Annotated in this window: 14 protein-coding genes and 1 pseudogene; 6 read left to right on the top strand and 9 right to left on the bottom strand. The window is 73.6% G+C overall.

Going from position 1 to position 16331, the window contains the following annotated elements:
- Positions 1–25: 25 nt before the first annotated feature.
- Positions 26–1129, top strand: coding sequence for an adenosine deaminase (locus tag DT019_RS09450; protein WP_114036260.1), 1104 nt, complete (start codon positions 26–28; stop codon positions 1127–1129).
- On the opposite strand, the gene DT019_RS09445 is transcribed toward DT019_RS09450, so the two are convergent.
- From DT019_RS09445 to DT019_RS09425, 5 genes are all read right to left on the bottom strand, one after another.
- Positions 1110–2903, bottom strand: coding sequence for a CocE/NonD family hydrolase (locus DT019_RS09445; protein WP_189389384.1), 1794 nt, complete (start codon positions 2901–2903; stop codon positions 1110–1112). The two genes, DT019_RS09450 and DT019_RS09445, sit on opposite strands and share 20 nt — an antisense overlap.
- Before the next feature lie 202 nt (positions 2904–3105).
- Entirely contained in the window at positions 3106–4041 is a 936-nt protein-coding gene (locus tag DT019_RS09440) for an LD-carboxypeptidase (protein ID WP_114036259.1), read from the bottom strand.
- Positions 4038–6017: an LpqB family beta-propeller domain-containing protein gene (locus DT019_RS09435; protein ID WP_114036258.1), complete on the bottom strand. Its 1980-nt coding sequence runs from the start codon at positions 6015–6017 to the stop codon at positions 4038–4040. The genes DT019_RS09440 and DT019_RS09435 overlap by 4 nt, the downstream gene beginning before the upstream one ends.
- A gap of 13 nt (positions 6018–6030) precedes the next feature.
- Complete coding sequence (locus DT019_RS09430; protein WP_114036257.1) at positions 6031–7362, bottom strand: M20/M25/M40 family metallo-hydrolase; 1332 nt, start codon at positions 7360–7362, stop codon at positions 6031–6033.
- Positions 7355–8188 (bottom strand): M55 family metallopeptidase, encoded by an 834-nt coding sequence (locus DT019_RS09425; protein ID WP_114036256.1) that lies wholly within the window; start codon positions 8186–8188, stop codon positions 7355–7357. The genes DT019_RS09430 and DT019_RS09425 overlap by 8 nt, the downstream gene beginning before the upstream one ends.
- A gap of 255 nt (positions 8189–8443) precedes the next feature.
- Here DT019_RS09425 and DT019_RS09420 point away from each other — a divergent pair.
- Positions 8444–8791 (top strand): annotated as a pseudogene (locus DT019_RS09420) (flavin reductase family protein); the annotation flags it as partial.
- 49 nt (positions 8792–8840) lie between these two features.
- Positions 8841–9011 (top strand): hypothetical protein, encoded by a 171-nt coding sequence (locus tag DT019_RS39480; protein WP_189389382.1) that lies wholly within the window; start codon positions 8841–8843, stop codon positions 9009–9011.
- A gap of 25 nt (positions 9012–9036) precedes the next feature.
- On the opposite strand, the gene DT019_RS09415 is transcribed toward DT019_RS39480, so the two are convergent.
- A complete protein-coding gene (locus tag DT019_RS09415; protein WP_114036254.1) occupies positions 9037–10173 on the bottom strand; it encodes a hypothetical protein in 1137 nt (378 codons plus the stop codon).
- Between the two features lie 201 nt (positions 10174–10374).
- Here DT019_RS09415 and DT019_RS09410 point away from each other — a divergent pair, with 201 nt between their 5' ends.
- From DT019_RS09410 to DT019_RS09400, 3 genes are all read left to right on the top strand, one after another.
- Positions 10375–10587: a hypothetical protein gene (locus DT019_RS09410; RefSeq protein WP_114036253.1), complete on the top strand. Its 213-nt coding sequence runs from the start codon at positions 10375–10377 to the stop codon at positions 10585–10587.
- Between the two features lie 60 nt (positions 10588–10647).
- Positions 10648–11040, top strand: coding sequence for a response regulator (locus tag DT019_RS09405; RefSeq protein WP_189389380.1), 393 nt, complete (start codon positions 10648–10650; stop codon positions 11038–11040).
- A gap of 102 nt (positions 11041–11142) precedes the next feature.
- Positions 11143–11967, top strand: coding sequence for a VOC family protein (locus DT019_RS09400; protein WP_114036251.1), 825 nt, complete (start codon positions 11143–11145; stop codon positions 11965–11967).
- Here the strand turns inward: DT019_RS09400 and DT019_RS09395 are convergent.
- From DT019_RS09395 to DT019_RS09385, 3 genes are all read right to left on the bottom strand, one after another.
- Positions 11948–12850: a hypothetical protein gene (locus tag DT019_RS09395; protein WP_147267291.1), complete on the bottom strand. Its 903-nt coding sequence runs from the start codon at positions 12848–12850 to the stop codon at positions 11948–11950. The two genes, DT019_RS09400 and DT019_RS09395, sit on opposite strands and share 20 nt — an antisense overlap.
- Positions 12851–12987: 137 nt before the next feature.
- Entirely contained in the window at positions 12988–13731 is a 744-nt protein-coding gene (locus DT019_RS09390) for a class I SAM-dependent methyltransferase (RefSeq protein WP_114036249.1), read from the bottom strand.
- 146 nt (positions 13732–13877) lie between these two features.
- Positions 13878–16304, bottom strand: coding sequence for a SpoIIE family protein phosphatase (locus DT019_RS09385; protein WP_189389375.1), 2427 nt, complete (start codon positions 16302–16304; stop codon positions 13878–13880).
- Between the last annotated feature and the right edge of the window lie 27 nt (positions 16305–16331).

Here is a 16331-nt window from a genome sequence, read left to right as displayed (position 1 = left end):
ACGGCACGCTGTACACTCCCGCCTCATGCACTTGTCAGACAACCCTGCCGCCGCCGCTCCGGTCACCCCCGCCGAGTGGATCCGCCGCGCCCCCAAGGCCGTCCTCCACGACCACCTCGACGGCGGCCTGCGCCCCGCCACCATCGTCGAGCTGGCCCGCGCCTGCGGATACACCGCGCTGCCGACCGAGGACCCGGCCGAGCTCGCGCTCTGGTTCCGCGACGCCGCGGACTCCGGCTCCCTTGAGCGCTACCTGGAGACCTTCGCCCACACCTGCGCGGTGATGCAGACCCGCGAGGCGCTGCACCGCATCGCGGCCGAGTGCGCCGAGGACCTGGCGGCCGACGGGGTGGTCTACGCGGAGGTGCGCTACGCCCCCGAGCAGCACCTGGAGGGCGGCCTGACCCTCGACGAGGTCGTGGACGCCGTCAACGAGGGTCTGCGCGAGGGCGAGCGCCGCACCGGCGGGGCGATCACCGTGCGCGCCCTGCTGACCGGCATGCGGCACACCCGGCGTTCGCTGGAGATAGCCGAGCTCACCGTCGCCCACCGCGACCGCGGGGTGGCGGGCTTCGACATCGCGGGCGGCGAGATCGGCAACCCGCCGGCCGCGCACCTGCCCGCCTTCCAGCACCTCAAGCGGGCCAACTGCCACATCACCATCCACGCGGGCGAGGCCGTGGGCGCCGAGTCGGTGCACGAGGCGGTCCAGGTGTGCGGGGCCGAGCGCATCGGGCACGGTGTGCGGATCACCGACGACATCGCCGCCGACGGCACCCTGGGTCACCTGGCCGCGTACGTCCGGGACAACCGGATCGCCCTGGAGGTCTGCCCGACCTCCAACCTCCAGACCGGCGCCGCCCTCTCGTACGAGAAGCACCCGATCGACGAGCTGCGCAGGCTCGGCTTCACCGTCACGCTCAACACCGACAACCGTCTGGTGTCCGGGACGACCATGAGCGAGGAGTTCCAGCACATGGCGGACGCCTTCGGCTACGGCCCGGAGGTCTTCGAGGAGTTCACCGTCGCCGCGGTCGAGGCGGCGTTCCTGCCGCTGCCGGAGCGCCGTCGCATCATCGACGAGATCGTGCGCCCCGGCTACGCGGCGCTCAGTTCAACGTCCCGCTGACGACCGGGAGTTGGAGCGTCCCCGTCTCGCCGGGGGCGCTGACCACCGTCACCGGTTTGACGCCCTTGTTGCCGAGGTAAGCGTCGTCGCTGGCGGCGACGGCGAACTCGATGCGGTGCCCGGCCTCGTACCGGTGCGCGATGCCGGGCAGGGCGACGGTGAACGGCTTGGTCACGTCCGGCACCCGCACCGGGGCGACCAGGCGGCGCACCAGCGTCTTGGTGCCGTCGGGCGCCACGTCGTACAGCTTGGCGAAGAGGACCAGCTTGTCGGCCGCGTCGCCGGAGTTCTGCGTCCGGCGCGCGGCGGGCGAGGACACCTTGAGGGTGGCCTTCGCCGAGCCGACCACGTCGACGGGCGCCTTCAGCGCGTCGGTGTCCCAGCCGAGGTAGGTTCCCGGGGTGTCGTAGGGCGCCGGGTCGGGCAGGCCGATCATGCCCGCGAGCGAGCTCTCCGAATGGCTCGTCGGGACCGCCCAGTTGGTGTAGGTGCGGCTGCCGCGCGCCACCTTCGCCCGGTTGTCGACGAGCTTGCCGTCGCCGGAGAGGTACAGCTGCCGCGAGAGCGGCGGGACCTTGGACGCCTCGCCGTAGCCGCTCCGCCAGTCGCGGTAGTAGGCGAAGGCCGGGCCGGTGTCGGTGTGCTTGTGCCCCCGCAGATAGCGGTCGAACCAGGCCAGGATGCGGGTGCCGGTGTAGCTGGTCTCCAGGTTGCCCTGGGCCAGGTTGAGTTCGCCGGGCGCCTGGCCCCCGCTGTGGCCCCAGGACTGCCAGATCATCTTGGTGGTGGTGCCGTTCTCCTTCAGCGCGTTGTACGTCGCCGTCGCCTCGTTGAGGTTGAACAGGCTGTCGCTCTGGCCCTGGATGAGCAGGGTGGGCGCCTCGACCCGGTCGAGATAGCTGACCGGGGAGACGCCGCGGGCGTAGCGCCGCATCGCGGCGGTGGGGGCTGCCGGGTAGCTGCCCGAGTTGAGCAGCCCGATGGTCCTGCACGCGTCGGAGACGAAGTGCACGCAGCCGAGCGTGCCCCAGCGGGACGGGTCCAGGTTCGGCAGCGTGATGGGCTGGCTCTCGCCGATGAGGTAGAACCCGTTGGTCCACTGCCATTTGAACGCGCCGGGCACCTTGCGGTCGGCCGCGTTGTTGGGGTCGAGCGCGTACGACAGGTCGTTCCAGGTGATCATCGGGACGAGGGCGTCGACGCGGTGGTCGACGGCGGCGGTGGCCATCTGGATGGCGCCTCCGTAGGAGCCGCCGATCATGCCGACGCGGGGGTCGCCCGGCCGGTCCTGGGTGACGTAGTCGATGCGGGTGCCGTCGTCCGCGGCGCGGGTCCCGGCCAGGAAGTCGACGAGCCGGGACGCCGCGCGGCCGTCGATCGCCGGGTCGTCGAGGGAGATGAGGCAGCCCGACTTGCCGAAGCCGAGCCCCGAGTAGGCGAGGGCGACATAGCCCCGGGTGGCGAATGCCTTGGCGGTGGCGTTGGTCGAGCCGTCCGACTTGCTGCCGCCGAAGCCGTTGGTGGTGAGCACGGCGGGGGCCGGGTGGGCCCTGTCGACTCCGGCGGGGCGGTAGAGATCGGCGTCGATGGCGCAGGTCCGGCCGCCGACTCTGACCGTGAACGTGAGCGCGGTGACAGTGACTTGACCGCCGGGTGCGCTCCGGCCCGGTGACGCGGCGGCCGGTGCGGCCGCGAGCAGCGGTACGGCGAGCGCCGCGCCGAGTGCTCCGGCCAGCGGCTTGCGGATCCTGGACACGGTACGGCGACGGGTCACGGCGTCCTCCACGGCGAGGCGGGCCTACCTGTCGGTAGGCCCGGGTGCGACCTCATGCTGTGACACGTGAAACTTCCGCGTCAACGCCTGGGACACGGATGGTTCGGCGCTTTTTGGCGGGGGCTCGGGCGGGAACGGCAGGCGGTCCGTGGGAGCACGCGCTCTCCCACGTCTCGTCAGGCGCGTTCCACCGCAGGGGGTTTCACGCCAGCGCGGGCTTCTCCAGGGTGAGCGTGCCGCGCTCGGCGTCCAGGACCGCGGGGACCCCCAGCGGCATGGTGAGCGCGGCGTCGCAGTGGCCGAAGCCGAGGTTCTCCACGACGGGCACGCCGAGCCGTCCCAGGCGCTCGTACAGCACGGGACGCACCCGTTCCGCGTACGGGCCGCACTCCTGCCAGGAGCCGAGGGCGACGCCGGTGACGCCCTCCAGCCAGCCCGCGCGCAGGAGTTGGGTCAGGACGCGGTCGATGCGGTAGTCCACCTCGCCCCGGTCCTCCAGGAGGAGCAGCCCGCCCGCGGCGCCCGGCCGTGCGTGCGAGGTGGCGAGGTCGGCCGCGAGCAGGGACAGGCAGCCCCCGACGGTGACACCCCGGGCCCGGCCGGGCACCATCGCTCGGGCGCCCGGCAGGCCGAGGGTCATCGCGGCCTCGGGCTCGAAGAGGGTGGTGCGCAGGGACTCCTGGGTGGTGGCGTCCTTGAGGAAGGCGAGCGCGGAGGTCATCGGGCCGTGCAGGGTGGCCAGGCCCATGCGGACGGCGAACGCCTCGTGCAGGGCGGTCACATCGCTGTAGCCGACGAACACCTTGGGCCCGGCCGCCCGCAGCGCGTTCCAGTCGAGCAGGTCGACCATGCGCTGGACACCGTAGCCGCCGCGGGCGCACATCACCGCGTCGACCGCGGGATCGCACCAGGCCTGCTGGAAGGCGCGCGCCCGCGCCTCGTCCTCACCCGCCAGATATCTGAACTCCCGGTGCCTGTCGGTGACATGGGGGGCGGCGACCGCGTCGAGGTCCCAGCCGCGCAGGATGTCGAGCCCGGACTGGAGGCGCTCTTCCACGACGGGGCCGCTGGGAGCGACCACGGCGACCCTGGCGCCCGGCCGCAGCCGGGGCGGCCGGGTCAGTTCGACGGCGCTCACTTGCCGAGCTCCAGGACGGGGATGTCGTTCCGGTCGATCGCGAACACCTGAGCGTACAGGGAGAGTTCGGCCTCCAGGGCGCGGATCATCGTGTCGGCGCGACGGAAGCCGTGCCCTTCGCCCTCGAAGGTGAGGTAGGCGTGCGGGATGCCGCGCCCGGCCATCTTCTCCAGGAAGCCCTCGCACTGCGCAGGCGGGCAGACCGCGTCGTCCAGCCCCTGCAGGAGCAGGAACGGCGCGGTGATGCGGTCGGCGTGCCGGCCCGGTGAGCGTTCGAGGTAGCGGCCGGGCAGTTCGGCGTGCGGGCCGACGAGGCTCTCCAGATACCGCGACTCGAAGTCGTGGGTGGTGTCGAGCCAGCTCGTGAGGTCGAGGACGGGGTAGCTGATGGTGCCGCAGGCGTACACGTCGGTGACGGCGAGGGAGGCTGCGGCGGTCCAGCCGCCGGCACTGCCGCCGCGGATCGCGAGGCGGCGCGGGTCGGCGGTGCCCTCGTCGGCCAGGGCGCGGGCGACGGCCGCGCAGTCCTCCACGTCGACGACGCCCCACTGCTCGCGCAGCCGGTTGCGGTAGGCGCGGCCGTAGCCGGTGGAGCCGCCGTAGTCGACCTTGACGACACCGATGCCGCGGGAGGTGAAGTAGGCGGTCTCCAGGTCGAGTACGAGGGAGACGTTGCTGGTCGGGCCGCCGTGCACCCAGATCACATAGGGCGGCAGCTCGTCGGCGGGGGCGATCCGGTCGGGGTTGTGCGGCGGATAGACGTGGGCGTGGATGTCCCGGCCGCCGGGGCCCGTGTAGGTGCGGATCAGCGGCTCGGGGTAGTACGCCGGGTCCACCGCGTCGGCGTGGCCGCAGCCGATCACTCGGGCGCGGCCGGTGGCGGTGTCCAGCTCGACGAGTTCGTAGGCGGTGCGCGGGCTCGCGGCCACGCCCACGACGCGGCTGCCGTGGGCGGCGAGGGTCGCGCTCCACTGCGTCCAGGGCCCGGCGGTGTCGACGAGTTCGCCGCTCTCGGGGTCGAGTATGCCGAGCGTGGTGGCGCCCTTGCCGTGCACGACGGCGACCAGGCCGCTCTCCAGCGGCTGGAACCAACGCCGCCCGACCAGCCAGAGGGGCCCGGCGAACTCCTCCTCGCGCGGGCACAGGGCGACGGCCTCGCCCCCGGCGGGGTCCGCGCGGTACAGGTTCCACCAGCCGCTGCGGTCGGAGGCGAACAGGAGCTGTCCGTCGGCGGACCAGTCGGCCTGCGCGATGGACTCCTCGGGGCCGCCCGCCACGGTCCGGGCCCGGCGCAGGTCGCCGTCCGCGCCGATGTCGGCGAGGATCAGCTCGGTGCCGTCCCACGGCATCCGCGGATGGTCCCAGCCGATCCAGGCGGCCCGCGCCCCGTCGGGCGAGAGCCGCGGGCCGGTGACGAAGCGGTGCCGCCCGTCGCTCAACTCCCGGACGGCGGCCCGGTCTTCGGCGGCCGACCCGTCCAGCGGCACGGCGGCGACGACGCGGCGCACATCGGTGGGGCCCTCGCCGGTGAACTCCTCCAGGACGCACCACACTTCGCCCCGCTCCAGGTCGACGCGGGGGTCGACCCAGCGCAGTCCCCCGCCGACGGCGGACAGCGGGGTGAGCGGCCGCGGCGCCGCGGTCGTGTTCGGCTCGTAGGCGTAGAGCCGCTGGTCGGGAAAGTGGACGAAGACGACGAGCGGGCCCTCGGCGCCCCGGTCGGCGCCGTTCCAGGGGCGCCCGCCGTACTCCATCACCCGGCTGCGCACGTTCCACGGCTCGGGCAGGACCGGCTGCGCCTCGCCCTCGGGACGGCGGCGCACCAGGACCCGCCTGCCGCCCTCGGTGGGGCGCGCCTCCGTCCACCACAGGTCGTCGCCGACGGCGGCGACATGATCGGCGTTGCCGTCGTGGGAGGCGGCCAGGGCCGCGTCGATCGGTGACGGCCAGCTTCCGTAAGGCCCCGTGGGCACCATCTTCCAACTCTCCCTATGCGGACCGCAGATAGTGGTCGAGGACCCGGACGCCGAAGTGCAGCGCGTCCACGGGAACCCGTTCGTCGACGCCGTGGAACAGCGCCTGGTAGTCGAGCCCGGCCGGCATCCGCAGCGGCGCGAAACCGTAGCCGGTGATGCCGAGCCGCGAGAACTGCTTGGCGTCCGTGCCGCCCGACATGCAGTACGGCACCACGTGCCCCTCCGGCGCGAACCGTTCGACGGCGGCCTTCAGCCGCAGGTACGTCGGGGAGTCGACCGGAGCCTGGAGCGCGACCTCTCCGTGGTGGAAGTCCCAGTCGACGTCGGGCCCGGTCAGCCGGTCCATCGTCGTACGGAACTCGGCCTCGCCGCCGGGCACGATCCGCCCGTCCACATACGCGATCGCGTGGCCCGGGATGACGTTGACCTTGTAACCGGCCTCCAGCATCGTCGGGTTGGCGCTGTTGCGGATCACCGGCTCGACCAGCGCCGCGGCGGGCCCGAGCTTGCCGAGCAGTTCGTCGGCGTCGAACCCCTCGGCGTCGGGGTCGGCCGCGATGCCGTGCAGGGCCGCGAGCTCCATCAGGCAGGCGCGCACGGTGGGGGTGATCCTGACCGGCCACTCGTGCTCGCCGATGCGGACGATGGCGGCGGCGAGCCGGCTGACCGCGTTGGCGCGGTTCACCTTGGAGCCGTGGCCCGCGCGGCCGTGCGCGGTGAGCCGCAGCCAGGCGGTGCCGCGCTCCCCCGCGCCGATCGGGTAGATCTCCATGCCCCGCCCGGCGTGGAAGGTGACCCCGCCCGACTCGCTGATCCCCTCGGTGCACCCTTCGAACAGCTCGGGGTGGTGGTCGGCGAGGAAGCCGGAGCCGTCGACCGCGCTGGCCTCCTCGTCGGCGGTGTACGCGAGGACGATGTCCCGCCGGGGCCGCACCCCGTGCCGGGCCCAGGCCCGTACGACCGCGAGGACCATCGCGTCCATGTTCTTCATGTCGACCGCGCCGCGGCCCCACACCACGCCGTCGGCGACCTCGCCCGAGAAGGGGTGCACGCTCCAGTCGGCGGCCTCGGCGGGCACCACGTCCAGGTGCCCGTGCACCAGGAGGGCGTCGGCCGACGGGTCGCTGCCCGCGATCCGGGCGACCACGTTGGTGCGCCCCGCGGTGCGCTCAAGGAGATGGGGTTCCAGGCCCGCGGCGGCGAGCCGCTCGGCCACGTACTCGGCGGCCGGGCGCTCCCGGCAGTCGCCGCCGCCCCGGTTGCTGGTGTCGATCCGGATCAGCTCGGAAGTGAAGGCCACCACCTCGTCGAGCGCCACCTGATCGGCCGTCTCCACCTCAGCCATACTGCTCCTCCACCGCGGACGAGACGATCGTCGTGACCGCCTTGAAGGTGCGAATGCCCTCATACATCGTCAAACTGGTGTAGGAGACGCGGCGTTCACCCGTACGCGCCACGCCGGGCACCACAGTGGCCGCGTCGGCCAGGTGCTCCGCGTCGAACTCGATCTCCACGGTGAACGGCCCGCCGTCCACCGGCTCGGCCCGGCGCGCGAGGGTGGCCGCCTCCTTCGCCGCGGACCGGATGTCACCGGCGGTACGCGCCGGGGTGCGGCACACCGCCGCGTACCGCGAGACATGGTCCTTGACGGCCACCTTGCGGGCGTGCGGCGCGTACCCCTCGGCGTCGGCGCAGGTGAGGTCGTCGCCGGTCACCAGGACCACGGGCACCCCGTACTCGGCGACGACATGCGCGTTGAGCAGCCCCTCGCTCGCGCGGACGCCGTTGAGCCACACCCCGGTGATGGAGTTGGCGAGGTAGGTGTGGGCGAGCACGCCCGCCGTGCCGGCCCCCGTGTGATAGCCGACGAAGGCGATGCCGTCCACGTCGCCGTGCTGGATCCCCTCGACCATGGAGAGCGACTTGTGCTTTCCGGTGAGCATCTGGGCCCGCTCGTCGAGCCGTTCGAGCAGCAGATTGCGCATGGACCAGTGCGCCTCGTTGATGAGCACCTCGTCGGCGCCCCCGTCGAGGAATCCGAGCACCGCCGCGTTCACGTCGGACGTGAACATCGCCCGGCAGCGCTCCCACTGCGGCGTCCCCGGCAGCACGTCGGCCGGCCAGGTGACTCCGGTGGCGCCTTCCATGTCCGCACTGATGAGGATCTTCATGGCGCCCCACGGTACCCGCCGCCCCCTGCCCCGGCCAGGCACCGGGCGGCCACCAGAGGTCCATACCTGTGGAGGCCCTGGCCCGCGTCGGGCCTGGCTGCGGCCCACTGGGTCAAGGGAGTTGAGCGGCGACGCTCTTGCTCCAAGCCACCGGCGCGCGACCGCGTCCCCCCACGGGGATTGCCGTGACCGGTATCGCGGGGCGGACGACGCTTCCGGGGCGTGAAGGGGTCGACGGATACGGGCGGGATGCCGCTCCACACGGAGATCAACGACACGGCGACCGACTTTCCGCGCGGGGTCAGTGAGTTCACGGAGGTGGGCCTCGCCACCGAGCCGAGCCTGCGGGTGAAGCCGCCCCGGGTGGCGCTGTCGCCGGTGGCGCTGGAGTGCGAACTGCACAGCACCCTCGGGATCGGCGACTCGACGGTCGTGTTCGGTCGCGTGGTGCACGCGGTCGTCTCCGAGGAGGTCATGGTCGACGGCCACCCCGAGATCACCCTGCTGCGGCCGCTGTCCAGGCTCGGCAGGGACGAGTGGGGCACCCTCGCCGCGCCGCGCGAGCTCAGCCGCGTGCCGTACACCGGGCAGGCGGGGGCCTGAGCGCCGCGCCCGGCGTGCGGGAGCCGCGCGGGCGGACCACGCTGGGGGCATGGGCAGTCCGAGCACACACAGCACCCGCATGTCCGTACGGCGCGGGGCGGTCCGCGCACGGGCCCGCCGGGCGGGGTGGGCGGCCCGGCTGGGGGGCCGGATCTGGGCGGCCGGGCGGGTGACGGGCCGCTGGGAGGAACGCCTGCGGCGGTTGCGGCGCCGCCGGTAGCGGCACCTCCTGAAGAGCTGCCGCGTTAGCGCCCGGCAGCCGGTACGGCGTGCAGCTGCTCAAGGCGCCGCTGCACCGCGTCCAGCGCGCCGCGCTGCCGCCCCGGGACCTGTCGGCGCAGGGCGACCAGGGCCGGGGCCAGGGACCGGGCGCGTTCCGGGTCGCGCAGCTGCTCCCACTGGTGGTGGGCCCGGTCGACGGCGGCCTGGACGTCGGCGTCGTCCGTGGTCTGCCCGCCGGCGAGCCGGGCCTGGGCGGAGGCCATCCAGCCCTCGCAGGAGCGTGCCGGTTCCCCGGCGAGCCGGGCCAGATCGGCGCGGACCTCCAGCCAGTGAATGGCTTCGAGGGAACCCGGCCCGTGCGCCCGCAGCGCCTCGCTCTCCCACATCGCCGCCATCGAGGCGGCCTCGCCGTGGCGCCCCGCGGCCGCGGCGGCGAGGATCGCCGGATGCGGATCGGTGCCGGGCGCCGCGCCACCGGGCGGCGCGGAATGCCGCGGCTGGTCGGCGGAGTCGGGGGCCGACCCGTCTTCGGCCAGGAAGAGCGCGTCACCCGGGCCCACCTGGTCCGCTGCGTAGGCGTGGAGCTGGGCGAGGGTGGGCCGGGCGCCGCCGCGCCACACCTCGGCGTACACCTTCAGGTAGTCGGGCGCGGTTGTCCCCCGGCGCGGCGCGGGACCGGTCACCCGGCCGTACAGGTGGACGCCCGACCCGAGGCCCAGGCCCTCGTGCCGCAGCCACTGCCAGGCCGCCGCGTCCGCAACCAGGTCGACGACCACCGTGGTGGTGCCGGGCCGCCGCACCTGGAACTCGTGCGCCAGCCACGCCCACGGAAGAGCCGTGTAGCGCAGGGCCGCCTGCGTGGTGCGGGCGAGCGCGACATGCGGGAGGCCCTGCTTGGCATCCAGATGCACCTGACCCGCCAGGTACACGGAGACCGGGCCCGGTGTGGCGGCCACGGCCCGGATCCGGGTCAGCACGGTCTGCGGGTCGACCGGATCGGCGAGCTCCACGACGGTGGCCGCGGCGGTACCTGCGAGCACGCCCGGGGCGACCGCGGCGAGCCCCGGCAGGACGGACGCGGCGTCGACGAGACGGCCCTTGTTCGCCGGAGCGGCCGCCAGCAGCAACGCCGTCCCCGGTCCCTCCCCCTTGATCAGCACACCAGCACCGTATCCGGTCGGCCACGCCCCTCGCCGCACCCGGGGACCAACTCCGCGACAAGCGACGGCAGTTATGGGAACAAACGGCGATCGAGGGCATTCAGGATCATTTCCCCCCACGTTCCCTCCGGACACCCGTATCCCCGGCAAGCGGCCAGGCCCCCAGCCGGGCCACCCCCGCCTCGGCCGCCGACGGACACGGTGGTCGCCTGTCACCACTCCCGCGATTTCCACGCCGCGCTCGTCGAGCGGCACCGGCCCGCCCGGCTGCACGAGGCCGGGACCGATCACGCGGGGGTCATCATGACCACGTACGCCCCGGGGCTCGGTCACTGTGTGCCCGCCACCGACGCGGGTGCGCTGCGGGCCGGGCGGGAGACGGCCCGGCTCGTCGCGCGAGCCGCGCTCGGCTGATGCCGGGGCTGGGTCGGTCCTCGCGTGGCTGCGCCGGGCTCGTGCGGCCATTCTGGAAGCGTGATGACCGTCCTGCTCGTAGCCACCGACGAGGAAGCCTCCGTGCTGCGCGAACTCATCCATCGCAACGCCCACTTCCGCGTCGTCTCGCACACCCCGAGCCCCCGGCACGCCCTGGCCCAGGCCCGGGTTCTGCTGCCCGACCTCACCGTCCTCGACCCGAGCATGAACGGCGATGGCGATCCGGTCGCGCTGTTCACGGGGTTGCGGGCGCTGACTCCGCCCAGCGGTGTCATCCTGCGGACCACCCCGGCCACGGCCGGGCTGCCCGAGCTGGACGCGGTCCTGGAGGAGGGCGCCGTGCACGTGGCGGCGCGGGACGACGACGAGGCCCTCATGGCCGCGCTGATCACGATCGGGCGGCGCCGGGAGAGCTGCGATCCCGACCAGTGACCCACGCTCCGGGCGGCTCCCGGATGGCGGGTGGGGACCGGCGGCGAGACAATGGTCGGGTCTATGTGCCGGTACGCCGAATTCCTGAGAGCGAGGGTTTTCGTGACGCCGTCACCGAGTGATCCCGACGCCACGGCGGAGCGACGCGGCGCGGCCGACGCGAGCGCGGCCGTGTGCGGCGCGCCGTGCTGGGTGAGCCTGATGGCCCGCGACCTGGGCGCCGCGCTCGACTTCTACGGCGCGGTGATGGGCTGGACGTTCCGGGGCGGGTCCCTGGGCGAGGAGTTCCGCGTCGCGCTTGCCGACGGCGTCCCCGTCGCCGGCATCGGAGCGCTCGCCCCCGCCCTCCAGGTGGCCGTGGCGTGGACGCCGTACTTCGCGGTGGAGGACGCGGATGTCACCGCGGCCCGGATCCGGGAGCGCGGCGCGACGGTCGCGGTCGGACCGGTCGCCCTGCACACCGGGCGCGGGGCACTCGCCGCCGACCGGGACGGGGCCGTCTTCGGGATCTGGCAGGGCCACCTCGTGTCCAACTGGGAATCCTGGCGCGACACCGCACCGGCCTGGACCCGGCTGCACACCCGAAACGCCTTCGACGCGGCGATCTTCTACGGCGAGGTCCTCGACTGGGCCTGCGACCGCCCCGGCTGCTGCGACGTCCAGTACGAACACGACGAGGTCGTGCTGCGCCACGCCGGGCACATCGTGGCCCGCCTGACCTCCGGCGCCGTCGAGGCCGCCCCCGACCCCAGCCTGCGGCCCCACTGGCACACCCACTTCGCCATCGAGGATCCCCGCGGCCATGCCGAGAAGGCCCTCGACCACGGCGCGACCGTGCTCGCCGACGGCACCTCGCCCACCGGCGTCTGGGTCCGCCTCAGCGACCCCGACGGCGCCACCTTCACCCTCAGCGACATCCCGCACTGACGCCGTCGGGCCGCCCGCGCCGCCGGCGCAGAAGGTGGCGCAGGACGAGCGCGAGGACGCCGGTCAGCGCCAGGGCCGCGGCCCCTGCGGTCAGCCAACTCCCGTGGTGCGCAAGGGGTTTGCCGCCGACCCGCAGGCGTGCGGTGCTGGTGTGGTTCCCCTCGTGACTGACGACCGTGATCGGGTAGGACCCGGCGGGGAGATCGTCACGCACCGTGGTGTGTCCCGTGTACACGGTGGCGCCGTCGTCGCACTTGCAGCCGGGGTCGTCGTCCTCGTCGTCGGTGCTGATGGTCATGGGCGCCTCGAACGCCGTGGACCGGACGGTGAGGGTGTCCTCGGCGGGGGCGGGGCTGTGGTCGGCGAGCAGCACGACGATCTCGCTGCCCGGCCGTACGGTCACGCGGGGTGTGGCGTCGGCCCCGCCCAGGTTGCCGCTCTTGGGGCCGGCCACGAACCGGGTGATGAGCGCGGGTGCCTGCGGCGTGACCGTCAGCCGGGCGCTCGCCACGGTGTGGCCGTCGCGGGTCGCGGTCACCGGGTAGCTGCCGGGCGCGATGTCACCGCGCACGTCCTGGCCCTCCGATGCGGGGAACCGGCGCGATTCGCGCGCGCCCGCCTTCTTGGGTGTGAGGCGGACCGGAGCCGTCAGGGCGGGCGAGGTGACGGTCACCGCGTCCCAGCCCGGGGGCATGCCGGTGATGGCGACCCCGGCCCAGCCGCCCACCTCGACCTTGTCCCAGTCGAACGCCAGATGAGGCCCGGCCGGGCTCGCGCCGGGTGCGGGTGCGCCCCCGTCCCGGGCGGCCGTGCCGGGTCCGGCCGCCAGGAGTGGCAGGGCCAGACCGGCGACGGCCACGGCGCGGGCTGCTGTGCGGAACACGGTGCTCCTTCTCGCGGGGGCCGGCCCGGCTCCCGGATGTTCTCGGGGGTGCTCGTTCGAGAAGAGGGAGGCCGGGCGCCTTACGTTGCTCCGCACCCGGGTGAAGTTGGGCCGCCCTCAGGTGGACGCCCGCGGTGTCACGCCGGGGCGCCGTCGCTTCCGCTCGGACCCAGCACCAGCCATCTGGACGGCAGCTCGATGCGGCGTCCGTCGGGGTCGTACTCCGTGGTGGTGAGCGGGAGTTCGCCCTCGGCGAGCACGGTCAGACCGGCGGTGGTGAGCAGGTCCACGAGCGCGCTGTCGGAGACCTCGCCCGGCGCGATGCCGTGCGCGAAGACCGGGCGGAGCTTGGGCGGCGGGCCCGCCGGGCTCTGCGCGAGCCCCATCAGGACCGGCTTGGCCGCCTCGGCGAGCTCGACCACGCAGGCCCGGCCGTGCGTGCCTATCAGGGTGGCGATGGCGTCGGCCACGGGCTGGCGGTCGGCGGGTTCGCACTGGTGCAGGACGCCCCGGACGTACACGTTGGCGTCGCCGACGCGGGCGTGCAGCTCATGTACGGCCTTGGCGTCGGTGGCGTCGAGCTGCTCGAACTCCGCCTCGTCCGACGGCACTTGGTGCCGGGCGTGCTCGACCGCGGCCAGGGACAGGTCGGTTCCGATCACCTTCGGGAAGCGGCCCGCCAGGTAGCGGGTCTGGGTGCCGTTGCCGCAGCCGAGGTCCACCAGAGGCAGCTCGGGCCGGTCGATGCGGGCGCCGAAATGCGCCAGGTGACGGGCGGCCGTCAGGGCCGGTTCGGCGTCCCAGAAGACCGCACCCGGTTCGTCGGGCGCCTCGCGCCAGAAACCTTCCCAGGCGTCCTTGTACCTGCTCGTCACGCTCATGACCGACTCCCCAGGCTGCGCGCACAGTGTCAAGATCGGTCTACCGCGTGAGCGCACGCCGGACAAGAACCCGGCGCATACCTTCACCTGCCGTTCGACCGGCCGGAGTTGGGATGTGGTCCCGGCGCACGCCCCGGGGCCTTCCGTCAGCGCGTGCGGCGCTCCGGGCGCGGCAGTGCCACGTCGAACCAGACGGTCTTGCCGTCCCCGGTGCGGCTGGTGCCCCACTCCCGGGCGAGCGCGCTGACCACGCGAAGGCCCCGGCCCGCCTCGTCGTCCGGGCCCGCGCTCAGCAACGACGGCAGGGTGTGGTCGTCGTCGACCACCTCGCACAGGAGCGCCTCGGCCCGCACCAGACGCAGTTCGACCTGGTGGCCGTGCGCATGCCGGATGCCGTTGGTGACGACCTCGCTGACCAGGAGCTCGACGGTCTCCGCGACGCCGGACAGGCCCCAGCGCGCGAGCTGGTCGCGGACCAGGCGGCGGGCCCGGCCCACCTCGGCGGGCTCCGCGGCGAGCCGCCACTCGGCCACGTCCTCGCGGGCGATGCCGTTGAGCCGCGCCATGAGCAGGGCCACGTCGTCCTTGCGGCCGCCCCGGGTGTTGAGGGAGCGGATGATCGTGTCGCAGGCGTCGTCCATGGAGGCGGCGGGGTGCGCCGCCGACTCGCAGAGGGTGGCGAGGCCGACGCCTATGTCCTCGCCGCGCACCTCGACGAGCCCGTCCGTGCACATGACGAGGCGGTCGCCGGGCTCGACCCGGATGCGGGCCGTCTCGAACGGCACCCCGCCGACGCCGATCGGGGCGCCGGTGGGCAGTTCCAGGAGCTCGCTGCGGCCGTCCGCCGACCGTACGATCACCGGCGGCACATGGCCCGCGTTGGCCATGAGGAGCTCGCCCCTGATGGGGTCGTAGACGGCGTACAGACAGGTGGCGAGGTAGTGCTCGCCCAGGCGCTGCGCCAGGTCGTCGAGGTTGCGCAGGAGCTGGTCGGGCGGCAGGTCGAGCGCGGCCATGGTCTGCACCGCGGTCCGCAGCTGGCCCATCATGGCGGCCGAGTTGAGGCCGTGGCCCATGACGTCGCCGACCACCAGGGCGGTGCGCGAGCCGGGCAGTTTGATCGAGTCGAACCAGTCGCCGCCGACCCGGCCGAGCAGGGTGCCGGGCAGGTAGCGGGTGGCCGTGTCGCAGCCCGCCATGCGCGGGGTGACCTGCGGCAGCATCGAGTCCTGAAGCGTTTCCGCGACGCTTTCCTGGTAGGTGTACATGCGCGCGTTGTCGAGCACGAGGCCGGCGCGCGCGGCCAGTTCGGCTCCGGTGACGCGGTCCATGTCGTTGAACTCGGCCCGTTCGGCGTGCCGCAGCAGGATCATGAAACCGAGCACCACGTTGCGCGCCTTGAGCGGAACCACCAGCATCGAGCGGCCGTTGATGAGCGGCCGGATGTCGCGCTTCTCGAACTGCGAGGCGATGGCGGTGCCCATCTGCTCGCTGATCCTGGGCACGAGCACGGGCTCGCCGGACGTCATGCACTGGAAGAACGGGGTGTGCGCGGGGAACGGCATGGACTCGCCGACCGGCACCACGTCGTCCCAGCGGCCCGGCTCGTCGACGTGCTCGACGGCGACGCGGTGCCACAGGGTCCGTTCGTCGGGCGGCCCGTCGGGGAAGCCCTCCCCCGCGATGACCTGCTCGCGCAGATAGGTGCCCGCGACGTCGGTGAACCGCGGCACGACGGCGGCGCTGACCTCGTGGATGGTGCGGGACAGGTCGAGGGAGGAGCCGATGCGGCCGCTGACCTCATTGAGGAATTCGAGCCGCTCGCGGACCGCCGCGTATTCGAGGTCGGCCGCGAACTCGGGCGAGGGCGGGCTGGTCCGCGTCACCGGCTCCATGGGGTGGCGGCGCCCGAGGGGCCGGTGTTCGGCACGTCGGGGCACGCCCCAGTCGGGGGTCACCGGCACCCGGTCGTGCTGGCTGAACTCCAGCACGGGATAGCCCAGTTCGAGGACCTGGGAGACGATGCGGGAGCTCTCGCCGACGCTCATGCTGGGCAGGATGTCGGGCAGCCGCCTGGCCAGTTCGTCGGCCCCGGGGAAGTCGGTGTGCAGGGCGAAGCCCGGCGCTATGCGCTCGATGGAACCGCCGTCGTCGTCGGCCTCGTGGTGCAGTTGCGCCGCGTCGGCGGCGAGCACCAGGAGCCGTTCGGGCCCGGGGCCGATCAGCGGATAGGCCCACCACAGCACGTCGGTCCGCTCGCGGCCGGGCTCGCAGAGCGCGGCCCGGCCCGCGGTGGGGTAGGCGGTGCGCCCGGTCAGCGGGCCGTCGAGCCCGGGTCCGAAGGCGTCGAACAGCTCGTAGTCGTCATAGCTCTGCTCCAGCGCGCCGGAGACCGGGAGCAGATCGGCGGCGGCCCTGCCGACCGCCTCCTCCTTGCCGGGACCGAACAGCCTGCGCGCACCGGAGGACCAGTGCGACACCAGGCCGTCGCCGTCCACGACGATCACGGCAAGCGGGATCCGGCCGGCCACGGCGAACTGGTGCGGCAGCTTCGGCGGAGTACCACTGTCCATGGGTGGGAGGCTCCTTCCCCGCCGCGA

Origin of the sequence: Streptomyces sp. SDr-06 (assembly GCF_003324565.1) — a bacterium.
Classification (GTDB): Bacteria; Actinomycetota; Actinomycetes; order Streptomycetales; family Streptomycetaceae; genus Streptomyces.
The sequence above is the reverse complement of the archived record's forward strand: the minus strand, read 5'-3'. Positions and strand labels throughout refer to the sequence as shown.